This is a genomic window from Candidatus Legionella polyplacis (assembly GCF_002776555.1).
Taxonomy (GTDB): Bacteria; Pseudomonadota; Gammaproteobacteria; order Legionellales; family Legionellaceae; genus Legionella_E; species Legionella_E polyplacis.
In genome coordinates this window covers 277,603-299,033 of the sequence record NZ_CP021497.1, presented here as the reverse complement: position 1 = coordinate 299,033, position 21,431 = coordinate 277,603, and the positions used below count along the sequence as shown (strand labels likewise).

Below are 21,431 nucleotides of genomic sequence, written 5' to 3'. Positions count from 1 at the left end.
AAATCTTATTTTTTTAATTATATTTATTGTATTTTATTAAAATATTTTTTTATATAAATTTTATAAAAATTTAAGATATTTTTCTCCATTTGCGTTTTTAATGATTTTATTTTTAATTGGGATTATATTTTTTAATAGTTTTAGTCCTAATGATCGTAATTTAATAATAGATTTTTTTGGATTATATAGAATAAATTTTAGGATTTCTGTTATAAATATAGTTTCCCATACATGTTTTTTTCTTTTGCAATTATATAACTGTAAAGCTTTTTTTGAGTTTAAATTATTATTGAATTTTTTTAAACAATTAATCCAAATTAATATGTCATATATTCCTATGTTAAATCCCATTCCGGTTATTGGATGGATTGTATGAGCTGCATCTCCCAATAATATCCATTTGTTTCCAGAATATTGTTTTGTATTATGTATTTTTATTGGAAATATGTGTCTTTTACTTTTTAATATTATTTTTCCAAGTTTATTATTTAATAATTTTTGTAGTTTTGAAGTAAATTCTTGTTCTTTAAAAAACATTATTTCTTTTGATGCATTACAAGGTAAAGACCATATTATAGATGATATTTTTTTATTTTTTAATGGTAAAATAGCTAGTGATTCATTAATACTAGTTTTTTGATAAGCTATATAACGGTGGGATTTTTCTGTGAGAATAATAGCAGTAATAGCATTTTGTGTATATGGCCAAGATATTGTGGGAATGTTTAGTATTTTTTTTGCAACAGAATTTTTTCCATCTGTAATGAGTAATAATTTTCCAATCCATGTGTTTTTTTGATTACTTACATTAATTCCAGTATTTGTATTTTTAATATTATTTATAGTATTTAATGGAAAAAAAAAGATATTTTGGAATTGAAAAGCTTTTTTTAGTAAAGTAATTCTTATATTGTAATCTGATATTACATACCCTAGTTGGGGTAATTGTATTGTTTTAGAATCAAATGTAATAGAAGATTTTCCTACAGAATCATATATATATATTTTTTTAAATGGATTTTTTTTTAATGTTTTCCAAATATCAATATATTTCAAAAATTTTTTTGTTGTAGAAGTAATGGTATAATTTTTTGGAGTTTTAATTATAGTTTTTTTTGAAATAATATTTTTTTCGATAATTGCAATAGAGAATTTTTTTTTTGCTAAAGTAATGGCTGATATTAATCCTATTAATCCTCCTCCTATAATAATGATATCGAAAAAGTTTTTTTTGTGTATCATTTGAAGTGATTAAATATTTTTGAATTTTAATTATATAAATTGGTATTGTAGCCTAATGTGTAATATATTAAAATTTTTTTTAAAAACTTTATATTATTTATTGCTAAAAAACCTAGACTTCTTAAAAAATTTATTTTATGAGATTTACCTTTAAAAATTTTTGTTATAATTTTAGTAACGTTAATAGTAGTTTTATGATCTTTTTCACGATTGTTTTGGTATAAAGCAAACATTTTTGGTGTTATTTTATGTTGAGTAATATATTTTGTTAGTGTATTTATATCTCGCAATCCTAAATTAAAACCTTGTGCTCCAATAGGATGTAAGGTATTGGCAGCGTTTCCAATAAATATTATTGGCCATAAAGTTACTTTTGGCATAGTAGATTGATATAGTTGATGTAATAAACGTTTTTTACTTATACATATAAATTTTCCTAATTTATATCCAAAATGTTTTTGTAAATATTTTAAAAAAAATTCTTTATTTATTTTTAAAAGCCATTGAGCTTTTTTAGTTGGTAATATCCAAATAATAGTTATTTGAGATGAATTAATTGGAAGTATGGCTAAAGATTCTGAATGTTTAAAATATTTATATGCTGTGTATGAATAATTTTTTTTTATGGTTATATTTGCTGTAATAGCTTTTTGTTTATGGATTTTTTCTATTTTACTTTCTGATCCAATTATTTTTCTTACAGATGATGTAGTTCCATCTGATGCAACAATTAATTGAAAGTTAATATATTTTTTTATTTTAGATTCTATATTATATATAGTTGCAATTCTTTTAAGAGTATTTATTTTTTTAAGTATTGAAGAGCAAAATATAGAATTTTTGTCTATCATTTTATATAAAATTTTATTTATTATATTAGCTTCTATAATATAACCAACAGGTTTATTTGTTTTTCTTTTTATACAAATTTTTCCAAAGTGTTTATGTGCTGAAATGTGTATTTTATAAATTGGAGTTGATTTTTTTTGTAAAAAATTCCAAATTTTTAGTTTTTTTAAAATACAAATACTGTTTAGAGATAAAAAAATATTTTTTGAATAATAGTTTGTGGAAGAATTTTTATTGTTTGCAGAATTTTTTTCTACTAACAAAATCTTATATCCATTATTTTTTAATGCTAAGGCTAGAATCATACCTATAATTCCGCTTCCAATAATAAGGACATCAGTTTTTTCTATCATTTTAAATAAAAATTAATTAATTATTTTTTTGTTTTAATAGAGATTTAATATAAATTTTTTATATTTATTTAATAATTTAGTAAATTATATTTTTATTTATATTTTATTTATGAAATAGTTATATTTTTTTATTTTAAATTTATATGGTTTCTAAAATTTTTATATTTATTGTTATTTTTTATTTAAAGTTAATTTAATAATTATTTTTATAAAATATAGGTGTTGATTAAAATTGATTTTTAGTAAAATTAAATTATGTGTATATAATTTTTTATTATTTGTTAAGGTTTTACAAAAAAATAAAAAATGTTTATGTTAATCTATTTTTTTTAAGATTTTTTATTCTATTATTAATATTTAAATTTAATATAAAAATTTATTCTATTAGATAGAATAATTATTTTGTAAAATATTTGTATTATATAAAGTATTTTTAATTGTTAAAAATATTTTATTCTATATATATTAAATATAATAGATGTAATCTATGATAGAGTTGATTAGTTTTACTAATAGTTTTTAACTATATTAAATATAATATTGTTTATTAAATTATTATAATATAAAGTATATATATTTTATATGGATTGTTTAATTATTTTTTTTTGTTATTATATGTAAATAAACATTAAGTATTTAGTAAATATTATTTGTTTTTTAGTAAGTATTATATGGTTTTATATAGTATATATTTTACTTTAAATATTTGTATATTTATTGAAAATATATTAAATTTAATAAATTAAATATTTATTATGAATAAATGGTTTATTATAAATTTTAAAATATTTTTTGATTAGAAGTGATATTATTTTTTTTGAGTAAAAATTTAAAAATATTTTATTATAAAAAATTTATATGTTTATAATGATTTAGTATTGAAAAATATATTTTTTAATTCTAAATAAATAGTTTTAATTTACAAAGATTGATTTTTAATCATAGTTATATACTATGTTATATAAATAGTATTAAATATAAAATATTTTTAAGACATAATAGTAATTTGTTTTGCAATTATGTTTAATAAGTTTCTATTTATAATGGTTTTTTATAATTTATAATGTTATTCCCGGTAGCTCAGTTGGTAGAGCGGATGACTGTTAATCATTAGGTCGCAGGTTCGAAGCCTGCCCGGGGAGCATAAATTATTTTTTTTTAGAGAGTCGGCGAATATATAGAGTTCTATGTTTAGTATGAAGATTATTTTTTTTATGTAATTTTTTATTTTTTAAAAACTGAATTAACATTGGGATTATACAAATTATTGTGATTCCAAATATAAGGATTGATTTATAGTATATTTTTTTAGAAAGATAAATGCTTTTAGGTGGGATGAAACTATATATTAGAGTGATTAGTTCTCCTATACTTCCTAGTAAAATTATAATTATTAATCCGGTAATACCTCCTGGTATTTTAAAATGTGTGGATGTTTTTGAATTATTCATCATACGTAATTTAACTACTGTAATAATCATACATAGATACATTAACATATAAAGTTGAGTTGTTATAGTATTTAAAATCCAGTAAGAACTATTTATATTTGGTATAAATAGAAACAATGTTGATATCAGGCTAACAATAATTCCTTGTATAATTAATATAATTGTAGGCGCTCCATTAGAATTTATTTTTGTTAGAATTTTTGGAAGGTTTTTATCTTTTGCAGCAAATAATAATCCTTTAGTAGGTACTATAATCCAATTATTAACACTTCCAAGACATCCTATAGATAGTAGTATTCCTATAATTTGTATAATAAATAAATGGTCTAGATGATATTTTTTTAAAAAAATATCAAAAATTTGCATAATACCTTTGATTAGATCGATATTTTTTTTAGGTAAAATTATTGCAATAGATAAAGATCCTAATATAAAAATAATAAGTAGAATAGATATCGAATATAATAATACTCGTATAAAGTTATATTGTGGATTATAGATATTATTTACATATGCTGTTGCTATTTCAATTCCGCAAAATGACATGATAACAGATGTTAAGGATGAACACATATTTTGATCAAACCAATTAATATTGATATTTTTTATTCTTAATGAAATTTGTACAGGATTTTTTAATATGATCCATAAAAATCCTACAGATATTATTAATAATATAGGTATAAATAATCCTAATAAAGTACATATATTATTAAACAATGATGATATATAAATACCATTAAGGTTAATGATAGTGACTGACCAAAAGGTAATTAAGATTATTGCCCATATTAAATATGGGTTATTTGTTTTTGATGGATATATTGAATAAATTACAGTTCCTGATATAAAAGATAATATTGTTGGATACCAAATAATGTTTTCTATCCATTGTATCCAAATTATTAAAAATGCTATTTTTTTTCCTAAAGCTTTTTTTATTTGATAATAAATATTATTTTCTTTTTTGTTGATTTTTGAAGATAATTCTGCTGTTATTAGTGCCATTGGAATTAAAAAAAATATAGTTCCTAATATAAAAAATATTATAATTTTATTTCCAAACAAGGCAGTGATTGATAAATTTCGAATATTTCCTATAGAATTTACAATGATCATTGTAAAACTAAAATTATTAAGTAAATATTTTTTATTTTTCATTATTTTTTAAAAAAATATTTTTTATATTTATAGATAAATTTTTATAAATAATTTATTTATTTTTTTGAAATTGATTTTATAGATAAATTTTATATTAAAGTATAGTATTATTTTATATTGTTAAAGTTTTTGATTCCATTTAAAATTATTTGAATAGCTGAGTTTTTGTTTTTCCAGTTTCCTATTGTTACCCATTTATTTTCTTCTAAATCTTTATAATGTTGAAAAAAATGTTTTAAAGATGATAATAAACTTTCTGGAAGATCTTTATAAGATTGTATATCTTTATAATATTTAGTAATTTTTGTTATAGGTACTGTTAAGATTTTTATATCTATCCCTGCTTCGTCATGCATTTCAAGTAATCCTATTGGTCTACAGGTAATTACTGAATAACTAACTAATGGGATAGGAGTAATTACTAACGCATCAATTGGATCTCCATCATCAGATAATGTGTTCGGTATATACCCATAATTACTTGGATAGCACATAGAGGTAGATAAAAATCTATCTACAAATAAAGTTTCTGTTTTTTTATCTATTTCATATTTTATTGGTTTACTATACATAGGGATTTCAATAATAATATTGATTTCATTAGGTACGTTATTTCCAATGTTTATATTTGTTAAATTCATTTTATTTTTTATTTATATTTTTAGTATTTTCATTATTTTAGTCTATTTTAGATTAAATATCTATTTTATGATCTTAAATAAAATTGTTTTTTATATATTCTATATATAGAATATTATTTTTTTGATAAATATTTTAATTTTTTTAAAATAAAAATTGACGTATGTAAAATATTTTATATATAATAAAATATTAAATGTATTTTAGGAAATCTTATATAAACTATAATTAGTAATTATAAGTGTTTTGTATTTATTATTGTAGGAAAAATAATTTGCAGTCTAGATATTTAAGATATTTTATTAGTGAATTAGATTTTTTATTAAGAATTTTATTTCCATTGTATATTCCTAAATCTATTATTAAGAATAATCCATCGTGTAATGTTAGTGATTATTTATTTTTTAATAAAAAAGATATTGAGTATATTATTAGTTTGCTAAGGATAGATCATACTGGTGAAATATGTGCTCAAGCACTTTATAGGAGTCAATTATTTTTTATAAGAAGATTTGGAATAAGAAGGAAATATATAAAGGTTGGAATGGAAGAAATAAATCATTTATTTTGGTGTGAACAACGTTTAAAGGAATTAGGAGGAAGCGTTAGTAAGTTAAATTTATTTTTTTATATATGTTCGTTTATCATAGGTTTGTTTGTTAGTTTATTTGGTGAAAATATAAGTCTTGGTTTTATTTCTGAATCTGAAAAACAAGTGGTAAATCACTTAAAAAGTCATTTAAAAAAAATACCTGTTCAAGATAGAAAAACTAGGATTATTTTAGAAAAAATGATAAGTGATGAATATGATCATTATAATTTTGCTAAAGATTATGGAGGAATAGTATTTCCTTGGTTTTTAAAAAAAGTTATGAAATATTTATCTCAAGTGATGATTTTTTCTAGTTATTATATTTAATTTGTGAAATAAAATTTATTTAAAAAGTTATAAATACATTACAAAATTTTTATTTTGTTTTTTTATAGATTTTATTTATTATTTAACAATAATTTGTATTTTATTATAAAATTTTAAGAGATTAAATTTTTTGTTATGAAAATAACATATTTTAATGTATTTATTTTTAATTTTTAATGAAAGCAATATAGAAAAATATATAGAATTATCCAAATAAAATCAACGAAATGCCAATACCATGATGCTAGTGTGAAACTTAAATTTAAATAATTATTTTTCTTAGAAAAATGTTTGTTTATAGTTTTGTTGTATGTAAAAATAATAGATAATATAATAGTGCCTATTAATACATGTATTCCATGAAATCCTGTCAACATAAAAAATATTGATCCATAGATTCCTGAATTTAAAGTTAAATAAATTTTTTTATATGCGTGTTTATATTCTATATATTGAAGTGCAATAAATATTGCACCTAATAATATGGTCATTAATATACTGATATTAAAGTAAAGTATCTTTTTAGCTTTTAAGTTTTTATCTGATAGGTAAATAGTTATTCCTGATATTGATAAAATTATAGTGTTTATTAGTGCTATACCATAAGGTTTTATATATTGTGTTGGTCCGCAAAATAAGTAATTATTTGGATTAATAATTAATGGCCATTGTGATTTAAATTTTGGCCATATAAAGATATGTGTTGCTGTTTGTTGGACAGATCCTCCTAATGTAGGTATAGACCAATTTTTAATAAAAAATAAAGAAAATAGCAATGTGCAAAAAAAACAAGTTTCAGAAAAAATAATCCATTTTATACATATTTTATAAGAGTTATTAACTTGCGATGTATAAAATTTATTTTCTTTATTGATATAAATAATCCATTGAATTATAGAGATTAGTATAATGATGCTTCCGAATAAACAATAGTATTGTGAATATATGTTTTTGTGAAGAAATAAGGTAAAAGATATTAGAGTAATTGTTATTCCAATTGCTATTAATATTGGAAGTAAAGTAGGTTTTGGAATGTAATAATTATTTTTTATAATGTTTTTCATTGTTTTTATGTTTTATATGATAAAATTTATATTTTATAAAAAGTGTAGCTTAAAATTATATTATTAATATTTTTTGGTATGTTTACATCAATGTAAAATATTAATGTCATTTCTGTAGTTTGATTTGGACTTAACGTTTGTTTTGTAAAACAGAAGCATTTAATTTTTTTAAAGAATTGTTTTGAATTGTTTGGTATAATATTTGGGATAGCTCTAATATAAATTGTTTTTTTGCTATTGTTTTCTGCATAAAAATTTATTTTAGTTTTTTGTCCAGAATATATTGTGATTTTTGGTATTTTAGAATAGAATCTCCACGGAAGGTTATTGTCGTAATTTGTAATAAATTCTATTGTTATTTTCTTTTTAAGAAAAATTTCATTATTTTTTTGATAAAAATTATTTTTTAGTAAATTTTTTTTATTAATTTTTAAGGTTTTACAAAATTTGTTGTATATTGGAATTAATGTAAATCCAAATCCAAACATTAATATTTCTATAAGTATTAATATAATTAATAATTTTTTATTATTTATTTTCATATTTATATTTGAAAAAATATTTTTTTTCTTAATTGATTTTTGGTGGTGTTTTAAAGCTATGATGAGGTGGTGGAGATGATAAAGTCCATTCTAGTCCTTTTGCTCCATCCCATACTATATTGTTAACTTTTTTAGATTTATTTTTATAATTAAAAATAGTTTGTAGTATATTTATTAAAAATATTATTTGGGATATTCCAAATATAAATGCTCCTATTGAGGAGATCATATTAAAATTACTGAATTGTGTAGAATAGTCAGATACTCTTCTAGGCATTCCAGCTAATCCTAAAAAATGCATTGGAAAAAAAAGAATATTTACTGAAATCACTGATAACCAAAAATGCCATTTACCTAATTTTTCATTATATTTATATCCACTCCATTTTGGAATCCAATAGTATATTCCTGAGAATAATGCAAAAATAACTCCTGGTACTAGTGTATAGTGAAAATGTGCTACAACAAAATATGTATCTTGATATTGGTAATCAGATGGTACTAAAGAAGACATTATTCCAGTAAATCCTCCAATCATGAATAGTAATATAAAGGATATTGCAAATAACATAGGAGTTTCAAATGTAATGGAACCTTTATACATTGTGCTAATCCAATTAAAAATTTTTATTCCAGTTGGTATAGCTATTATCATTGTTGTGTACATAAAAAATAATTCGGCGTTTATAGAAATTCCTGCTGTAAACATATGGTGTGCCCATACAATAAATGATAAAAATGCAATAACAATTGTTGCATAAACCATGGATTTATATCCAAATAATGGTTTTCTACTAAATGTAGGAACGACTTCAGATATTACGCCAAAAGCTGGTAATACCAGAACATAAACTTCTGGATGACCAAAAAACCAAAAAATATGTTGAAAGAGTATTGGATCTCCACCTCCAGATGCTTCGAAAAAACTTGTTCCTAAATGGCGATCGGCTAACATCATAGTTATTGTGGCTGCTAATACTGGTATTATGGCTAATAGTAAAAAAGATGTGACTAACCAGGTCCAGACAAACATAGGCATTTTCATATATTTCATTCCTGGAGCTCTTAAATTAATAATTGTTGTTGCAATATTAATTGCTCCTAATATAGAAGATATACCTATAATATGAATAGCGAATATCATATAATCAGTACTTGGAGGTGCATATTTAGTAGATAATGGTGCATACATTGTCCATCCAAAATTAGGTCCACCTCCTTTTTGAAATATAGTAGATATTAGTATAGAAAAGGCAAATGGTAATAGCCAAAAACTAAGATTATTCAATCTGGGAAAAGCCATATCTGTAGCTCCAATCATCATTGGGATTTGCCAATTTGCCAAACCTGTGAATGCTGGCATAATAACTCCAAATACCATAATAAGTCCATGCATGGTAGTCATTTGATTAAAGAAGTTTGGATTTATAAATTGTTGTCCTGGTTGAAATAGCTCTAATCTAATAATTAGAGCCATAAATCCACCTATAAAGAAGTTTATTATGGAAAAATATAAGTATAAGCTACCTATATTTTTATGGTTTGTTGTAGAAGACCATTTTTTTATAAAATTAAAAATTTTTTTAATAGTTTTTGTTGAAAATAATTTATGTTTTTTTATGTTATGATGCTTGTTCATATATATTTTTATTTAAAAATATTTGTTTTTTTTTTATAAGTTTATTAATATTTTGATATATTATTATTTAATAATTTATTAATGTTTATTATTGTTTTTTATTATTTCTATATCTTGTTCTTGTATGTCTTCATTAGTATTATTACCCCAAGCGTTTCTTTCGTATGTAACTATAGCTGCAATTTCAGAACTTGTTAATTGGTCTTTGAAAGATTGCATAGCTGTGCCTGGTATTCCGTATAATATTATATTAATATGTCTAGATATAGGACGTCCTGTTGTTATTGAACTATTTTTTAATGCTGGATATATAGGTGGTAATCCTTTTCCATTTATTTGATGACATGGAGAACATGTTTGTTCATATTTTTCTTTACCTATTTTCATTAATGTTATATGTGTAAGTTTTATAAATTTTTTTAGGTTTTTTTTATTTTTATAATTTTTATTTTTTTCATTTAAACTTTTGTTTTTATTAATCCATTTTTGAAAATCTAATAGGTTTATTGCTTTAATTACTATTGGCATGTAAGAGTGATTAATTCCACATAGTTCTGCGCATTGTCCTCTATATATACCAATATGTTTTATTATTGTCCAAGTTTCGTTTATATATCCTGGTATAGCATCTTGTTTAATTCCTAATTCTGGAATCCACCATGAGTGTATTACATCATTAGAGGTTATTAAAAAACGTATTTTTTTGTTAATTGGAAGTATAAGAGGTTTATTTACTTCTAATAAGTACCAAATATCTTTCTTTTTTTCATTGTGAATTTGATTATACGGTGTAGATAGTGAGCTGAAGAAATTAATTCCTTTATTAAGATATTCATATTGCCACTTCCATTGATATCCTGTAATTTTGATTGTGATATATGGATTGTCATTGGTGTTTTTCATGTATTTTAATGTTTTTGTGGCAGGTATTGCTAAGATTATTAGAATAATAAATGGGATAATAATCCATATTATTTCTAGTAATGTGTTTTTATAAAAGTTGCTTGCTTTATGATTATTATGTTTTCTATGTTTGATAAGTATGTACGTCATAATGGCAAATATGAATAATCCTATTATTGTACATATTATTAATGCAATCATATGTAGATTATATATAGCTTTACTTATAGGAGTGACTCCTTGATGCATGTTGATTTGCCAGTTGTCGGGTTGAATTATAATTTTGTCAATCATAAATATTTGTGTAATTAATGATTTTAAAATTTTTATTTTTATTATACATATTTATATGTAGGATAATATAAATATATTATCATAAAGGATAAATATTATTATTTATGACCTATTTTATAGGTAAATTATATTTTGTAAAATATTTGTTTTTTTTTAAATATTTATTATTTTATATTTTTAATATTTTAAAATATATCTTGTAATATTATTAAATATAATTAAGTATTGTATTGTGTTAATAGAATTTTTTTTTAAAAATTTTATTTTATATTTTATATGTTATTTTTAATAGTTATTTTATTTATGTATTTAGTGTTTTTTATTTTTTTTTATAATAAGTTTGTATTTTTGGTTAAGTTATTTTATTTTTTATTAATTATATTTCTCCATTGGGAGATATTTAAAGCGTTATTTAATATGTAATTTACTGCATTGACAATATCTGTTTTAGAACAGTTTAAACAGTTTCCTTTGATTGGCATATTATTATATCCATAAATAGTATGTTTATATAGTGTTTTGATATTAGAATATTTAATTCGCATAAACCAATTTTCTGCATCAAAAATTGTTGGAGCACCCATTTCTCCATTATAATGACACATTATACAGCTGTTTTTATATATAATTTTTCCTGTTTTAGAATTAGATAGTTTTTCATTTTCATTATTGATCCATATTGGATTAATAGTATTTATATTTTTTAAATATGTTGCAATAGAAATTTTATCCTTTTTTGTAAGGTAGATAAGGCTATTGTGATTAACTTCTGTCATTGGGCCTGTTATTGGGCTATTTTGTCCTAATAATTTGTTTTTATTAAAAACATCTACGATGTCTTTTATATGAAAGTATGATAGTCCATTTTTTGTAATATTAGGAGCCCAATATCCATCAATAAATGCACCTGAAAGAAAAAATTTTTTCTTTGGTGCTCCAAAGATATTCAATGGAGTATGACACATTCCACAGTGTCCAAGGCTGTTTACAATATATTCTCCTCTTTTCCAATAAAAATTTTGGTTTTTATTATAAAAATTTTTTTCTTTGTTTTTTGATTTATTAAAAAATAGAAAATTCCATCCGTGTATTATATATCTAAATCCTGGTAAATTGAATGGGAATGATAATGGTTTATTTTTTTGTTTTATGGGAGGTATGTGCATAAAATATGTATATAATGCATGTAAATCATTGTTTGTAATTTTAGAGAAATAAATATATGGAAATACGGGGAAATAGTTTTTTCCGTTTGGGTTTTTTCCATTTTTCATAGCATTGATAAAATCTTTTTCACTCCAACTTCCTATTCCAGTTTTTTTATCTGGTGTTATATTAGGAGTATAAAAATTTCCGAATGGAGTTGAAATCTTTAATCCTCCAGAAAAAGGATGAGTTTTTGAATTAGTATGACATGAAATACAATCGGCTATTTTAGCTATATATTCTCCCTTTTGTATAAGTAATTTATTTTTTACATCATATATGTGTAATATGGGATATTGAATTTTATTTTTATTATTAAAATAATTTTGGTTATTATGTGATATTTTTTTATTTTTTATAAAGTTATTATGAATAGTGATATTTATTTTTTTTTTTTTGTACGATGTACATATATTATTATTTTTTATATAACAAATATTATTATTATTATTTATTTTGTTATTATTTAGAGTAATTTGTGATTTGGTAGATGTTATTATGGCTAATAATGCTAATGATATTAATATAGTATGTTTTATTATATATAACATTAATATTTAGTATATTGAAATAATTTTTATAATTAATTTTTTTAATTAAAGATTTTATTTTCTTTATTAGAGTGTTAGTAAATCAAATTATATTTATAATAATAGTTTTTTTTAAAGAAAACAATTAATTATTTACATTGTAATAAAATAATTTTGTTTAATTTTTTGTTACGTTAGAATTTATAATAGTTTCTTATTAAGAAATATTGTTATTTTATTTTTTAATAATAAAAATAGTTATGCAATTTATTTATTGTTAATTTAGATAATTTTTTTATTAGTTATGTTATAGAAACAATTTTTTATTTTAGATTGTAGGAAAGTTAAATGAAAGTATATCTTGTGGGTGGAGCTGTAAGAGACAAATTACTTGGATATCCTGTTAAAGAACGAGATTGGGTTGTTGTTGGAGCAACTAAAGAGTTATTGAAACAAAAAGGTTACAGATGTATTGGAAAGAGTTTTCCTGTATTTTTACATCCAATAACTAGTGAGGAATATGCTTTAGCCAGAACAGAATATAAATATGCTCCTGGTTATTATGGTTTTAAGTGTGACTTTAATCCTAATATTAGTTTGGAAGAAGATTTGAAACGTCGTGATCTTACTATTAATGCTATGGCTATAAATTCAGATGGAGTTTTGATTGATCCATATAATGGAATCAATGATTTAAAAAAAAAAATTTTAAGACATGTTTCTTCTGCATTTATAGAAGATCCGATACGTGTTTTGCGTATTGCTAGATTTAAAGCTCGTTATCATCATTTAGGATTTAAAATTGCTAATGAAACAAAAAATTTAATGTATAAAATAGTAAAACTTGGTGAGTTAAAATACATAACTATTGAGCGTATTTGGCAAGAATGGCATAGAAGTTTATCTGAAAAAAATCCAGAAATTTTTATTGAAGTTTTAAGATCTTGTGGAGCATTAGAAATTATTTTTCCTGAAATTAATAAGTTATTTGGAGTTCCTAATATTAGTAAATTTCATCCAGAAATAGATAGTGGCATTCATGCTTTAATGGCTTTACGTAATTCTGTAAATTTAACTCATGATCCTATAATACGTTTTGCAGTATTTTTATGTCATTTAGAAAAATCTTTCATTGATATGAAAGATTGGCCCATTCATTTTTTTTATGATCAAGACAAATTTAATATTATTTATAATTTTTGTAATAGATTAAAAGTTCCTTTAATATATCGTAAATTAGCTGTTATGAGTGCTCGTTTTTTTCAAAGTATTTATATAGCATGGAATTTAAATCCAGAAATTTTAATTAGAATTTTAGAAATAAATAATGCTTTTCGTAATCCAAATTTATTTATGAAATGTTTATTAGTATGTAAAATAGATTTTTGTAGTTGTAATTCCCATACAGATAATTATTATATACAGAATAATTTTTGGAAGATTTTATTGGAAAAATGTGCTAGTATTAATTCTAAATTTTTTATAGAAATGGGGTGTAAAAAGAGAGATATTAGAGAAGAAATGCATAAAAAACGTGTGAAATATGCAAAGCATATTTGTATTTATTGGAAAAAAAGAATATTTTATGAGAAATAGTGATAATTTAATTTGGATTGATTTGGAAATGACAGGACTTATACCTGATAAGGATAAAATAATTGAAATTGCTACTATTATTACAGATATTAATTTAAATATTATATCCGAAGGTCCTGATTTAGTTATTTATCAGAACAAATCTATTCTAGATAATATGGATATTTGGAATACAAATCAACATAAAAGTTCTGGTTTAATTTCTAGAGTGTTAGATTCTAAAATAACTGAAAGTGAAGCAGAGTTACAAACTATAAATTTTTTAAAGAATTATATAGATAAAGGAAAGTCTCCTATGTGTGGAAATACTGTATGTCAAGATAGAAGATTTTTATATAAATATATGCCAAATCTTTTTTCTTATTTTCATTATAGGAATCTTGATGTTAGTACGTTAAGAGAATTAGTAAAGCGTTGGAATCCAAAATTATTAAATGGATTTATAAAAGAATCTAAACATTTAGCCTTATATGATATTAGAGATTCAATTGCTGAACTTATTTATTATCGTGAATGTTTCATTAAAATAGATTTTTTATTATAAGTTAATTATTGTATTTTATAATGAAATATTGTTGTTAGTTTTAATTGAATTTAAATTTTGATTATGATAAAAAGTGTTTTTTGTATTTTCTTTAACAAGAAAATTGAGAATTTATTTTTTTAGAGTTTTTTATTATGTATTTTAGTAATAAATATGATGTAATTATAATTGGTGGAGGACATGCTGGAATAGAAGCTGCTTCTGCTTCCGCTAGAATGGGATCGTATACATTATTAATTACACAAAGTCTTGATAGGTTAGGTCAATTATCTTGTAATCCAGCAATTGGTGGAATAGGGAAAAGCCAATTAGTAAAAGAAATTGATGCATTAGGTGGTTTAATGGCTTTAGCATCTGATTATTCTGGTATTCATTTTCATATTCTTAATTCTTCTAAAGGTCCTGCTGTTCGATCTACAAGAATACAAGTTGATCGAAATTTATATAGACGATCTATTTATAAATTATTGCAAAAGCAAGATAATTTGAATTTTTTGCAGGAAGAAGTAGTAGAGTTAATAATAGATCAAAATTATGTTGTTGGAGTTATTACTAGTATGGGGATAAGTATTTATGCTAGATCGATTGTTTTAACAGTTGGTACTTTTTTAAGAGGAAAAATTCATATAGGAATTAGACAATATTTTTCTGGAAGATTTGGAGATCATTCATCAATAATGTTAGCTAATTATTTGCGAAAATTATCTTTTCCTGTTGGCAGATTAAAGACTGGAACGCCTCCACGAATTGATGGAAGATCTATTGATTATAGTAAGATGAAAAAACAATTGGGACAGGATCCAGTTATTCCTTTTTCTTATTTAGGATATTTAGTAGATCGACCAAGTCAAATTCCTTGCTATATTACTTATACGACTACACAAACACATGATATTATTAGAGAAAATTTACATTTATCTTCAGTATATTCTGGCAATGTTAAAGGAAAAGGTCCTCGTTATTGTCCATCTATTGAGGATAAAGTTGTAAGATTTTCTGATAAATTGTCTCATCAGATTTTTGTAGAGCCAGAAGGATTATATACAGATGAGATATATCCTAATGGTATATCAACAAGTTTACCTTTCGTTACGCAATTAAAGTTTATTCGTACTATTATAGGATTTGAAAAAGCTTTTATTACCAGACCCGGTTATGCTGTAGAGTATGATTATTTTGATCCAAGAGGATTAACTAAATTTTTGCAAACAAAAATTATTAATAATTTATTTTTTGCTGGACAGATTAACGGAACAACTGGCTATGAAGAAGCTGCTGCTCAGGGATTAATTGCTGGTATAAATGCTGCTTTATTAGTCAAGGAAAAAGAGTTATGGTGTCCAGGAAGAAATGAATCTTATATTGGCGTTTTAATTGATGATTTAATAAATTGTGGGGTAGATGAACCTTATCGTATGTTTACTTCTAGAGCAGAATACAGATTATTATTAAGAGAAGATAATGCTGATTTAAGGTTGATGGATAAAGGTAAAGAATTAGGTTTAGTTGATGATATACGTTGGAGAAATTTTTGTAAGAAAAGAGATTCTATTAATAAAGTTAAATTATTATTGAAATCAACATTAGTAAATATTAATCATTACAAATCTTTGTTTGGAAAAGTAAATTTTTTAAAAAAAAAGAAATGTTCTGCAATTGAATTGTTAAAATATTCTGGCATTACATATAGTTTTTTACAGAGTACGTTATATGATTTAAATTTTCCCAAATTATCATCTGTAGTAGAAGATCAAATTAATATTTATGGAAAATATTTTGGATATATTGAACGTCAATTATTAGATATTAAGCGATTTTATATATATGAGAATATTAAATTACCTGTTGATTTAGATTATGCAAAAATATCTGGATTATCTGCAGAAGCAATTCAAAGATTAAGTGAGATTAAACCAGCAACTTTAGGTCAGGCTAAAAGAATTTTTGGCGTTACTTCATCTTCTTTATTTATATTATTGATTTATTTAAAAAAAATAGGTATTTACAAGTAGTTTAATATTTTTTATAAATGAAGAAAGGAATTGATTTTTGATAACTAAGATTATATTAGTTGTATTTCATTAAATATTATTAAGTTTTAATTATAAGTTATTTATTTTTATTACTATCTTAATAAGATAGTAACTATAATTTTTATTTAGTATTTTGGTTTGTAGAATCGTATAGTTATTAAATATTAGTTAGATAATTTGATTGTTAAATAATTATCTTTTAATAAAGATAATAATATTTTAAATGTTAGATATTTTTTTAAAAGTTTTGTACTATTTTTATAGTTGTATTGTTTTATATTTAATAATTAATTAAACATAAATTAATAGATTTAGTTTTATTTAAAAAGATAAATGTAAATTAAAAATAAAAATACGAATATTACTAAAAGAATAGATATACCATATTTATATTATATGAGTTGATATTTAATGAAATATTGAATGAGTAAGGGTAATTATTTAGATGTTAAATATAGTATTATGGTAAATATTTAATTTTAAATTAAATTATTATTCTTATAACAATAAGATTATTGTTTTTTTAAAGTATAAGTTTTATTAAATTTTTTTATAGAATATAATACGTGTTAGTAGATATGTTTTATTGTTTTTTTATATAAGTATTATGTTTTTATGGATATTATTAAAAATAATACTTTTTTTATGTAAAAAAAATTTATAGATAAAATTAAAAATTAATTTAATAATTAAATAGTTTTTCTTAATATGAAATTTATTATATAAGATATTTTTTAAAAATAGAAAGATATTAATATTATATACATTATATATGTAATTCTATATTTAATAGAAGTATATTGTAATTATTTAAAATGTTTTATTTAAATTTTATTAAAAATTAAAAAAATGGTAATTTTTTTTAAAAAGAAATTGTTTGATAATTTTTGAAATTTTTATTTATTTTTAATGATTTAAAGTTTTTAGTTTTTTAATAATTTTATATATGAATAAGAAAAATAATAGTCGTCAAATATTGGTTACTACTGCATTACCATATGCAAATGGTTTATTACATTTAGGACATTTGCTTGAACATATTAAATCTGATATTTGGGTTCGTACAAATAGAATGATTGGAAATAGATGTATTTTTATATGTGGGGATGATGCTCATGGTACTCCTATTATGTTATGTGCAAAGAAATTGGGTATTTCTCCTGAGGAATTAATTATTGATATAAAAAGATCTCACGAATCAGATTTTAAAGATTTTTATATAAATTATGATTATTATCATACTACTCATTCTATTGAAAATAAAAAGTTAGTTAATTTTATATATTCTCGTTTATTAAGTAATGGAGATATTAATAAGAAATTTATTTGTCAGTTTTATGATCCTATTAAAAAAATGTTTTTACCAGATCGTTATGTTATTGGTGGATGTCCTAGATGTAGTGCTAAAAATCAGTATGGAGATCATTGCACGATTTGTGGGAATGTTTATAATATTAATGATATTGTTAATCCGATATCTTCTATTTCTGGAGTTTCTCCGATAAAAAAAAGATCAGAACATTATTTTTTTTCTTTATCTAAATATAGTTTGATTTTACAAAAATGGATTAAAAATAGGGAATTTTTGCAGAAAGAGATTTTAAATAAATTGAACGAATGGTTATTGTTAGGTTTAAAAGATTGGAATATATCTCGTGATAGTCCTTATTTTGGATTTAAAATTCCTAATGATAATAGTAAAAAATATTTTTATGTTTGGTTTGATGCTTCTATAAGTTATATGTCTATTTTTAAAAAATATTGTATAGATAATAATAATTTATTTTGGTTCAATAAATATTGGAACATTAATTCTGAGACAGAATTATATCATTTTATAGGAAAAGATGTTATTTATTTTCATTATTTATTTTGGCCTGCTTTATTAATTGCCAGTGGTTATAGATTGCCAACATCTATTTTTGTTCATGGTTTTCTTACTATTAATGGAAAAAAAATGTCTAAATCTAGTGGTACTATAATTAAAGCTTCAATTTATAAAAAATATTTAAATCCTGAATATTTACGTTATTATTTTGCTTCAAAATTAAATAATACTATTGAGGATATTGATTTGAATTTTGATGATTTTTTAGCAAAAATAAATTCTGATTTAGTTGGGAAAGTAATTAATATAGCAAGTCGTTGTTCTAGTTTTATAAAAAAATATTATAGTAATCAATTATCGAGTATGTTAGATAGTGCAGAGTTATATAAAGATTTGTTAAAAAATAAATCTATAATTATAGAATCATTTTTAGATCATAAGTATTCAATAGCTATTTCATATATTATGAAGTGTGCTGATAAAAGTAATTGGTATATTAATAAGAAAGAACCTTGGATTATGATTAAAAATTCTTCTTTATTGTTTGAAGTACATAAAGTTTGTACAATGGGATTAAATTTATATCGTTTATTAATTGGATATTTAAAACCTGTACTTCCAAATTTAGCTAAAATGAGTGAAAAATTTTTAAATTGTGGTTCATTAGATTGGGATTCTATAGAGAATCCTATATTAGATATTAAAATAAATAATTTTTATCCTATGATATTTAGAGTTAAGAAAAAAGATATAGATAAAGTTTTTTTAAATAATTAATATTTCGATATATTATTTTTTTATGATTTCAGTAAAAGAAATTGATAATTTGTTACCTCAGTCTCATTGTAGAAAATGTAATTATTCTGGTTGTTTTTCTTATGCAGTGGCTTTAAAAAATGGTGTTACTAAAGATGTTGGTCGTTGTTTTTTTGGTGGAATAGAATTAGCAAAAAAATTAGGAAAATTATTAAATATTAATTCAAATTTATATTTGAAAGATATTGATAAATATCATAAAAATGTATTTATAGCAAAAATTAATGTATTTGAATGTATAGGATGTGGTAAGTGTATTCAGTCTTGTCCTGTAGATGCAATTATTGGTTCGCATAAGTTAATGCATGCAGTTATACCATATGAGTGTACTGGTTGTGGTTTGTGTATAGAGATATGTCCTATGAATTGTATACAGTTAGTTCCTATTTCAAAGAGAATTTATAATAAAGAGAAATCTCGTAAGAGATTTATTTTTAAAAAAAAAAGATTTTTGAAAAGAAAGATAAAAAATAAGAATTTGTTTCGTAATAAAGAAATATTTAGTGCTAGATTTAGTAAAAATATAGATCAAGAAAAAAAATTTATGCAAGATTATATTAAAAATATATCATCAAGTTTAAAATAATAGTATGAATAAATCTGAGTGTGATGAGGTTTTAATTCGTTTAAGTAATAGTATAGTTCCTATTAGTATTTTAAATTTAAATAAAGAATTGTCTAATTTTGAGTTGTTAATTGCAATTATTTTATCTGCAAGGACAACAGATTTGAAGGTAAATGAAGTAATACATAAATTGTTTGCAATTGCTAATACTCCTAAAAAAATATTTTTTTTGGGAGAAGAGAAATTACAAGAAATTGTGAAACCTTTAGGTTTTTATAGAAATAAATCTAAAAATGTTATTAAAACTGCTTATTTAATAATGAAAGATTATTGCAATGAAGTTCCTTTTGTTTTTGAAAATTTAAAGAATCTTCCTGGTGTTGGGAGAAAAACAGCTAATTTATTTTTAAATATAGCTTTTGGATATTCAACTATAGCTATAGATACACATGTTTTTCGTGTTTCCAATAGAATTGGCATTGGTAAAGGGAAAAATACTTATGAAGTTGAAAAAGATTTATTAAGAAATGTTCATAAGAGATTTATAAGAAATCTTCATAATTACTTACTTTTACATGGTCGTTATATTTGCTTATCTAATAAGCCTTTATGCCATGTATGTATAATAAGTGATTTATGTGAATTTAATTTGAATTTATTTAAAAGCAAATAAAATTAGTTTTAATTTTTTATGAATTAATTGTGAAAATAGAATTTTATAAATTTTAATGTGTCTGTGACAATATTTTATTTGTATATGCTATTGATAGAGCTGATATAAGTAATGTTATATGTATAATAACTTGCCACATAGTATTATCATAGCTTAATTTGCTTGGATCGATAAATGTTCTTAATAAGTGTATAGAGGATATTCCAATTAATGCTAGTGCTAATTTAATCTTCATTGCTCCTGCATCAATATGATCTAGCCATTCTGGTTGATCTGGATGGTTGTTTAGGTTAAGTTTAGAAACGAATGTTTCATAACCTCCCATTATTACCATGATTAGTAAATTAGCGATCATGACTACGTCTATTAGATCTAATACTCCAAGCATTATTTGTGTATTATCTTCTATATTAATGTGTTGTATTAAATTTAATAATTCTTTTATAAATCTATAAACATATGCTACTAATATCAATAGTAGACCTATATATAATGGTGCTTGTAACCATCTTCCTGAAAAAATTAGTTTATTAATAAGTTGAGTTGTTTTTTTTTGCATAAATTTAATATTAATGATAAATTAT

17 protein-coding genes and 1 tRNA gene are annotated in these 21,431 nt (G+C 22.0%); 8 read left to right on the top strand and 10 right to left on the bottom strand.

Features of this window, described 5'->3' with window-relative positions; all coding sequences use genetic code 11:
• Positions 1-60: 60 nt before the first annotated feature.
• Positions 61-1,242 (bottom strand): FAD-dependent monooxygenase, encoded by a 1,182-nt coding sequence (locus CCU22_RS01510; protein ID WP_100114825.1) that lies wholly within the window; start codon positions 1,240-1,242, stop codon positions 61-63.
• 26 nt (positions 1,243-1,268) lie between these two features.
• Positions 1,269-2,444: an FAD-dependent monooxygenase gene (locus tag CCU22_RS01505; protein ID WP_100114824.1), complete on the bottom strand. Its 1,176-nt coding sequence runs from the start codon at positions 2,442-2,444 to the stop codon at positions 1,269-1,271.
• 1,069 nt (positions 2,445-3,513) lie between these two features.
• Here CCU22_RS01505 and CCU22_RS01500 point away from each other — a divergent pair.
• Positions 3,514-3,586, top strand: a tRNA-Asn gene (locus CCU22_RS01500).
• Positions 3,587-3,592: 6 nt separating this feature from the next.
• Here CCU22_RS01500 and CCU22_RS01495 read toward each other — a convergent pair.
• Together CCU22_RS01495 and ppa are read right to left on the bottom strand one after the other, a co-directional pair.
• Positions 3,593-5,056 (bottom strand): APC family permease, encoded by a 1,464-nt coding sequence (locus CCU22_RS01495; RefSeq protein ID WP_100114823.1) that lies wholly within the window; start codon positions 5,054-5,056, stop codon positions 3,593-3,595.
• A gap of 107 nt (positions 5,057-5,163) precedes the next feature.
• Positions 5,164-5,697 carry an inorganic diphosphatase gene (gene ppa, locus CCU22_RS01490; RefSeq protein ID WP_100114822.1) on the bottom strand — a complete coding sequence of 178 codons (534 nt, stop codon included), beginning with the start codon at positions 5,695-5,697 and terminating at the stop codon, positions 5,164-5,166.
• 272 nt (positions 5,698-5,969) lie between these two features.
• On the opposite strand from ppa, the gene coq7 reads away from it, so the two are divergent.
• Positions 5,970-6,614 (top strand): 2-polyprenyl-3-methyl-6-methoxy-1,4-benzoquinone monooxygenase, encoded by a 645-nt coding sequence (gene coq7, locus CCU22_RS01485; RefSeq protein WP_158521316.1) that lies wholly within the window; start codon positions 5,970-5,972, stop codon positions 6,612-6,614.
• Positions 6,615-6,787: 173 nt separating this feature from the next.
• Here coq7 and CCU22_RS01480 read toward each other — a convergent pair whose 3' ends face one another.
• The 5 genes from CCU22_RS01480 to CCU22_RS01460 form a co-directional block, all read right to left on the bottom strand.
• Positions 6,788-7,678, bottom strand: a complete 891-nt coding sequence (locus CCU22_RS01480) for a cytochrome c oxidase subunit 3 (protein WP_100114820.1) — start codon at positions 7,676-7,678, stop codon at positions 6,788-6,790.
• 26 nt (positions 7,679-7,704) lie between these two features.
• A complete protein-coding gene (locus tag CCU22_RS01475; RefSeq protein ID WP_100114819.1) occupies positions 7,705-8,220 on the bottom strand; it encodes a cytochrome c oxidase assembly protein in 516 nt (171 codons plus the stop codon).
• Between the two features lie 28 nt (positions 8,221-8,248).
• Complete coding sequence (gene ctaD / locus CCU22_RS01470; RefSeq protein ID WP_100114818.1) at positions 8,249-9,859, bottom strand: cytochrome c oxidase subunit I; 1,611 nt, start codon at positions 9,857-9,859, stop codon at positions 8,249-8,251.
• Positions 9,860-9,937: 78 nt separating this feature from the next.
• Positions 9,938-11,056, bottom strand: coding sequence for a cytochrome c oxidase subunit II (gene coxB / locus CCU22_RS01465; RefSeq protein ID WP_199485680.1), 1,119 nt, complete (start codon positions 11,054-11,056; stop codon positions 9,938-9,940).
• 362 nt (positions 11,057-11,418) lie between these two features.
• On the bottom strand, positions 11,419-12,813 hold the full coding sequence (locus CCU22_RS01460) for a c-type cytochrome (RefSeq protein WP_100114817.1): 1,395 nt from the start codon (positions 12,811-12,813) through the stop codon (positions 11,419-11,421).
• Between the two features lie 327 nt (positions 12,814-13,140).
• Between CCU22_RS01460 and CCU22_RS01455 the strand changes: the two genes are divergently transcribed.
• The 6 genes from CCU22_RS01455 to CCU22_RS01430 all read left to right on the top strand — a co-directional run bounded on the left by CCU22_RS01455 (position 13,141) and on the right by CCU22_RS01430 (position 20,847).
• Positions 13,141-14,388: a multifunctional CCA addition/repair protein gene (locus tag CCU22_RS01455; protein WP_100114816.1), complete on the top strand. Its 1,248-nt coding sequence runs from the start codon at positions 13,141-13,143 to the stop codon at positions 14,386-14,388.
• The gene (gene orn / locus CCU22_RS01450; protein WP_100115037.1) at positions 14,378-14,932 is read left to right on the top strand and encodes an oligoribonuclease; all 555 of its coding nucleotides are present in this window, start codon (positions 14,378-14,380) and stop codon (positions 14,930-14,932) included. Before CCU22_RS01455 ends, orn begins: the two co-directional genes overlap by 11 nt.
• Before the next feature lie 134 nt (positions 14,933-15,066).
• Positions 15,067-16,944 carry a tRNA uridine-5-carboxymethylaminomethyl(34) synthesis enzyme MnmG gene (mnmG, locus tag CCU22_RS01445; protein WP_100114815.1) on the top strand — a complete coding sequence of 626 codons (1,878 nt, stop codon included), beginning with the start codon at positions 15,067-15,069 and terminating at the stop codon, positions 16,942-16,944.
• Positions 16,945-17,911: 967 nt separating this feature from the next.
• Positions 17,912-19,570, top strand: a complete 1,659-nt coding sequence (metG, locus tag CCU22_RS01440) for a methionine--tRNA ligase (RefSeq protein WP_100114814.1) — start codon at positions 17,912-17,914, stop codon at positions 19,568-19,570.
• Between the two features lie 22 nt (positions 19,571-19,592).
• A complete protein-coding gene (locus CCU22_RS01435; protein ID WP_100114813.1) occupies positions 19,593-20,195 on the top strand; it encodes an RnfABCDGE type electron transport complex subunit B in 603 nt (200 codons plus the stop codon).
• Between the two features lie 4 nt (positions 20,196-20,199).
• Entirely contained in the window at positions 20,200-20,847 is a 648-nt protein-coding gene (locus CCU22_RS01430; RefSeq protein WP_100114812.1) for an endonuclease III domain-containing protein, read from the top strand.
• A 52-nt stretch (positions 20,848-20,899) separates the two neighbouring features.
• Here CCU22_RS01430 and CCU22_RS01425 read toward each other — a convergent pair whose 3' ends face one another.
• Positions 20,900-21,406: a TIGR00645 family protein gene (locus CCU22_RS01425; RefSeq protein WP_100114811.1), complete on the bottom strand. Its 507-nt coding sequence runs from the start codon at positions 21,404-21,406 to the stop codon at positions 20,900-20,902.
• Positions 21,407-21,431: the final 25 nt, after the last annotated feature.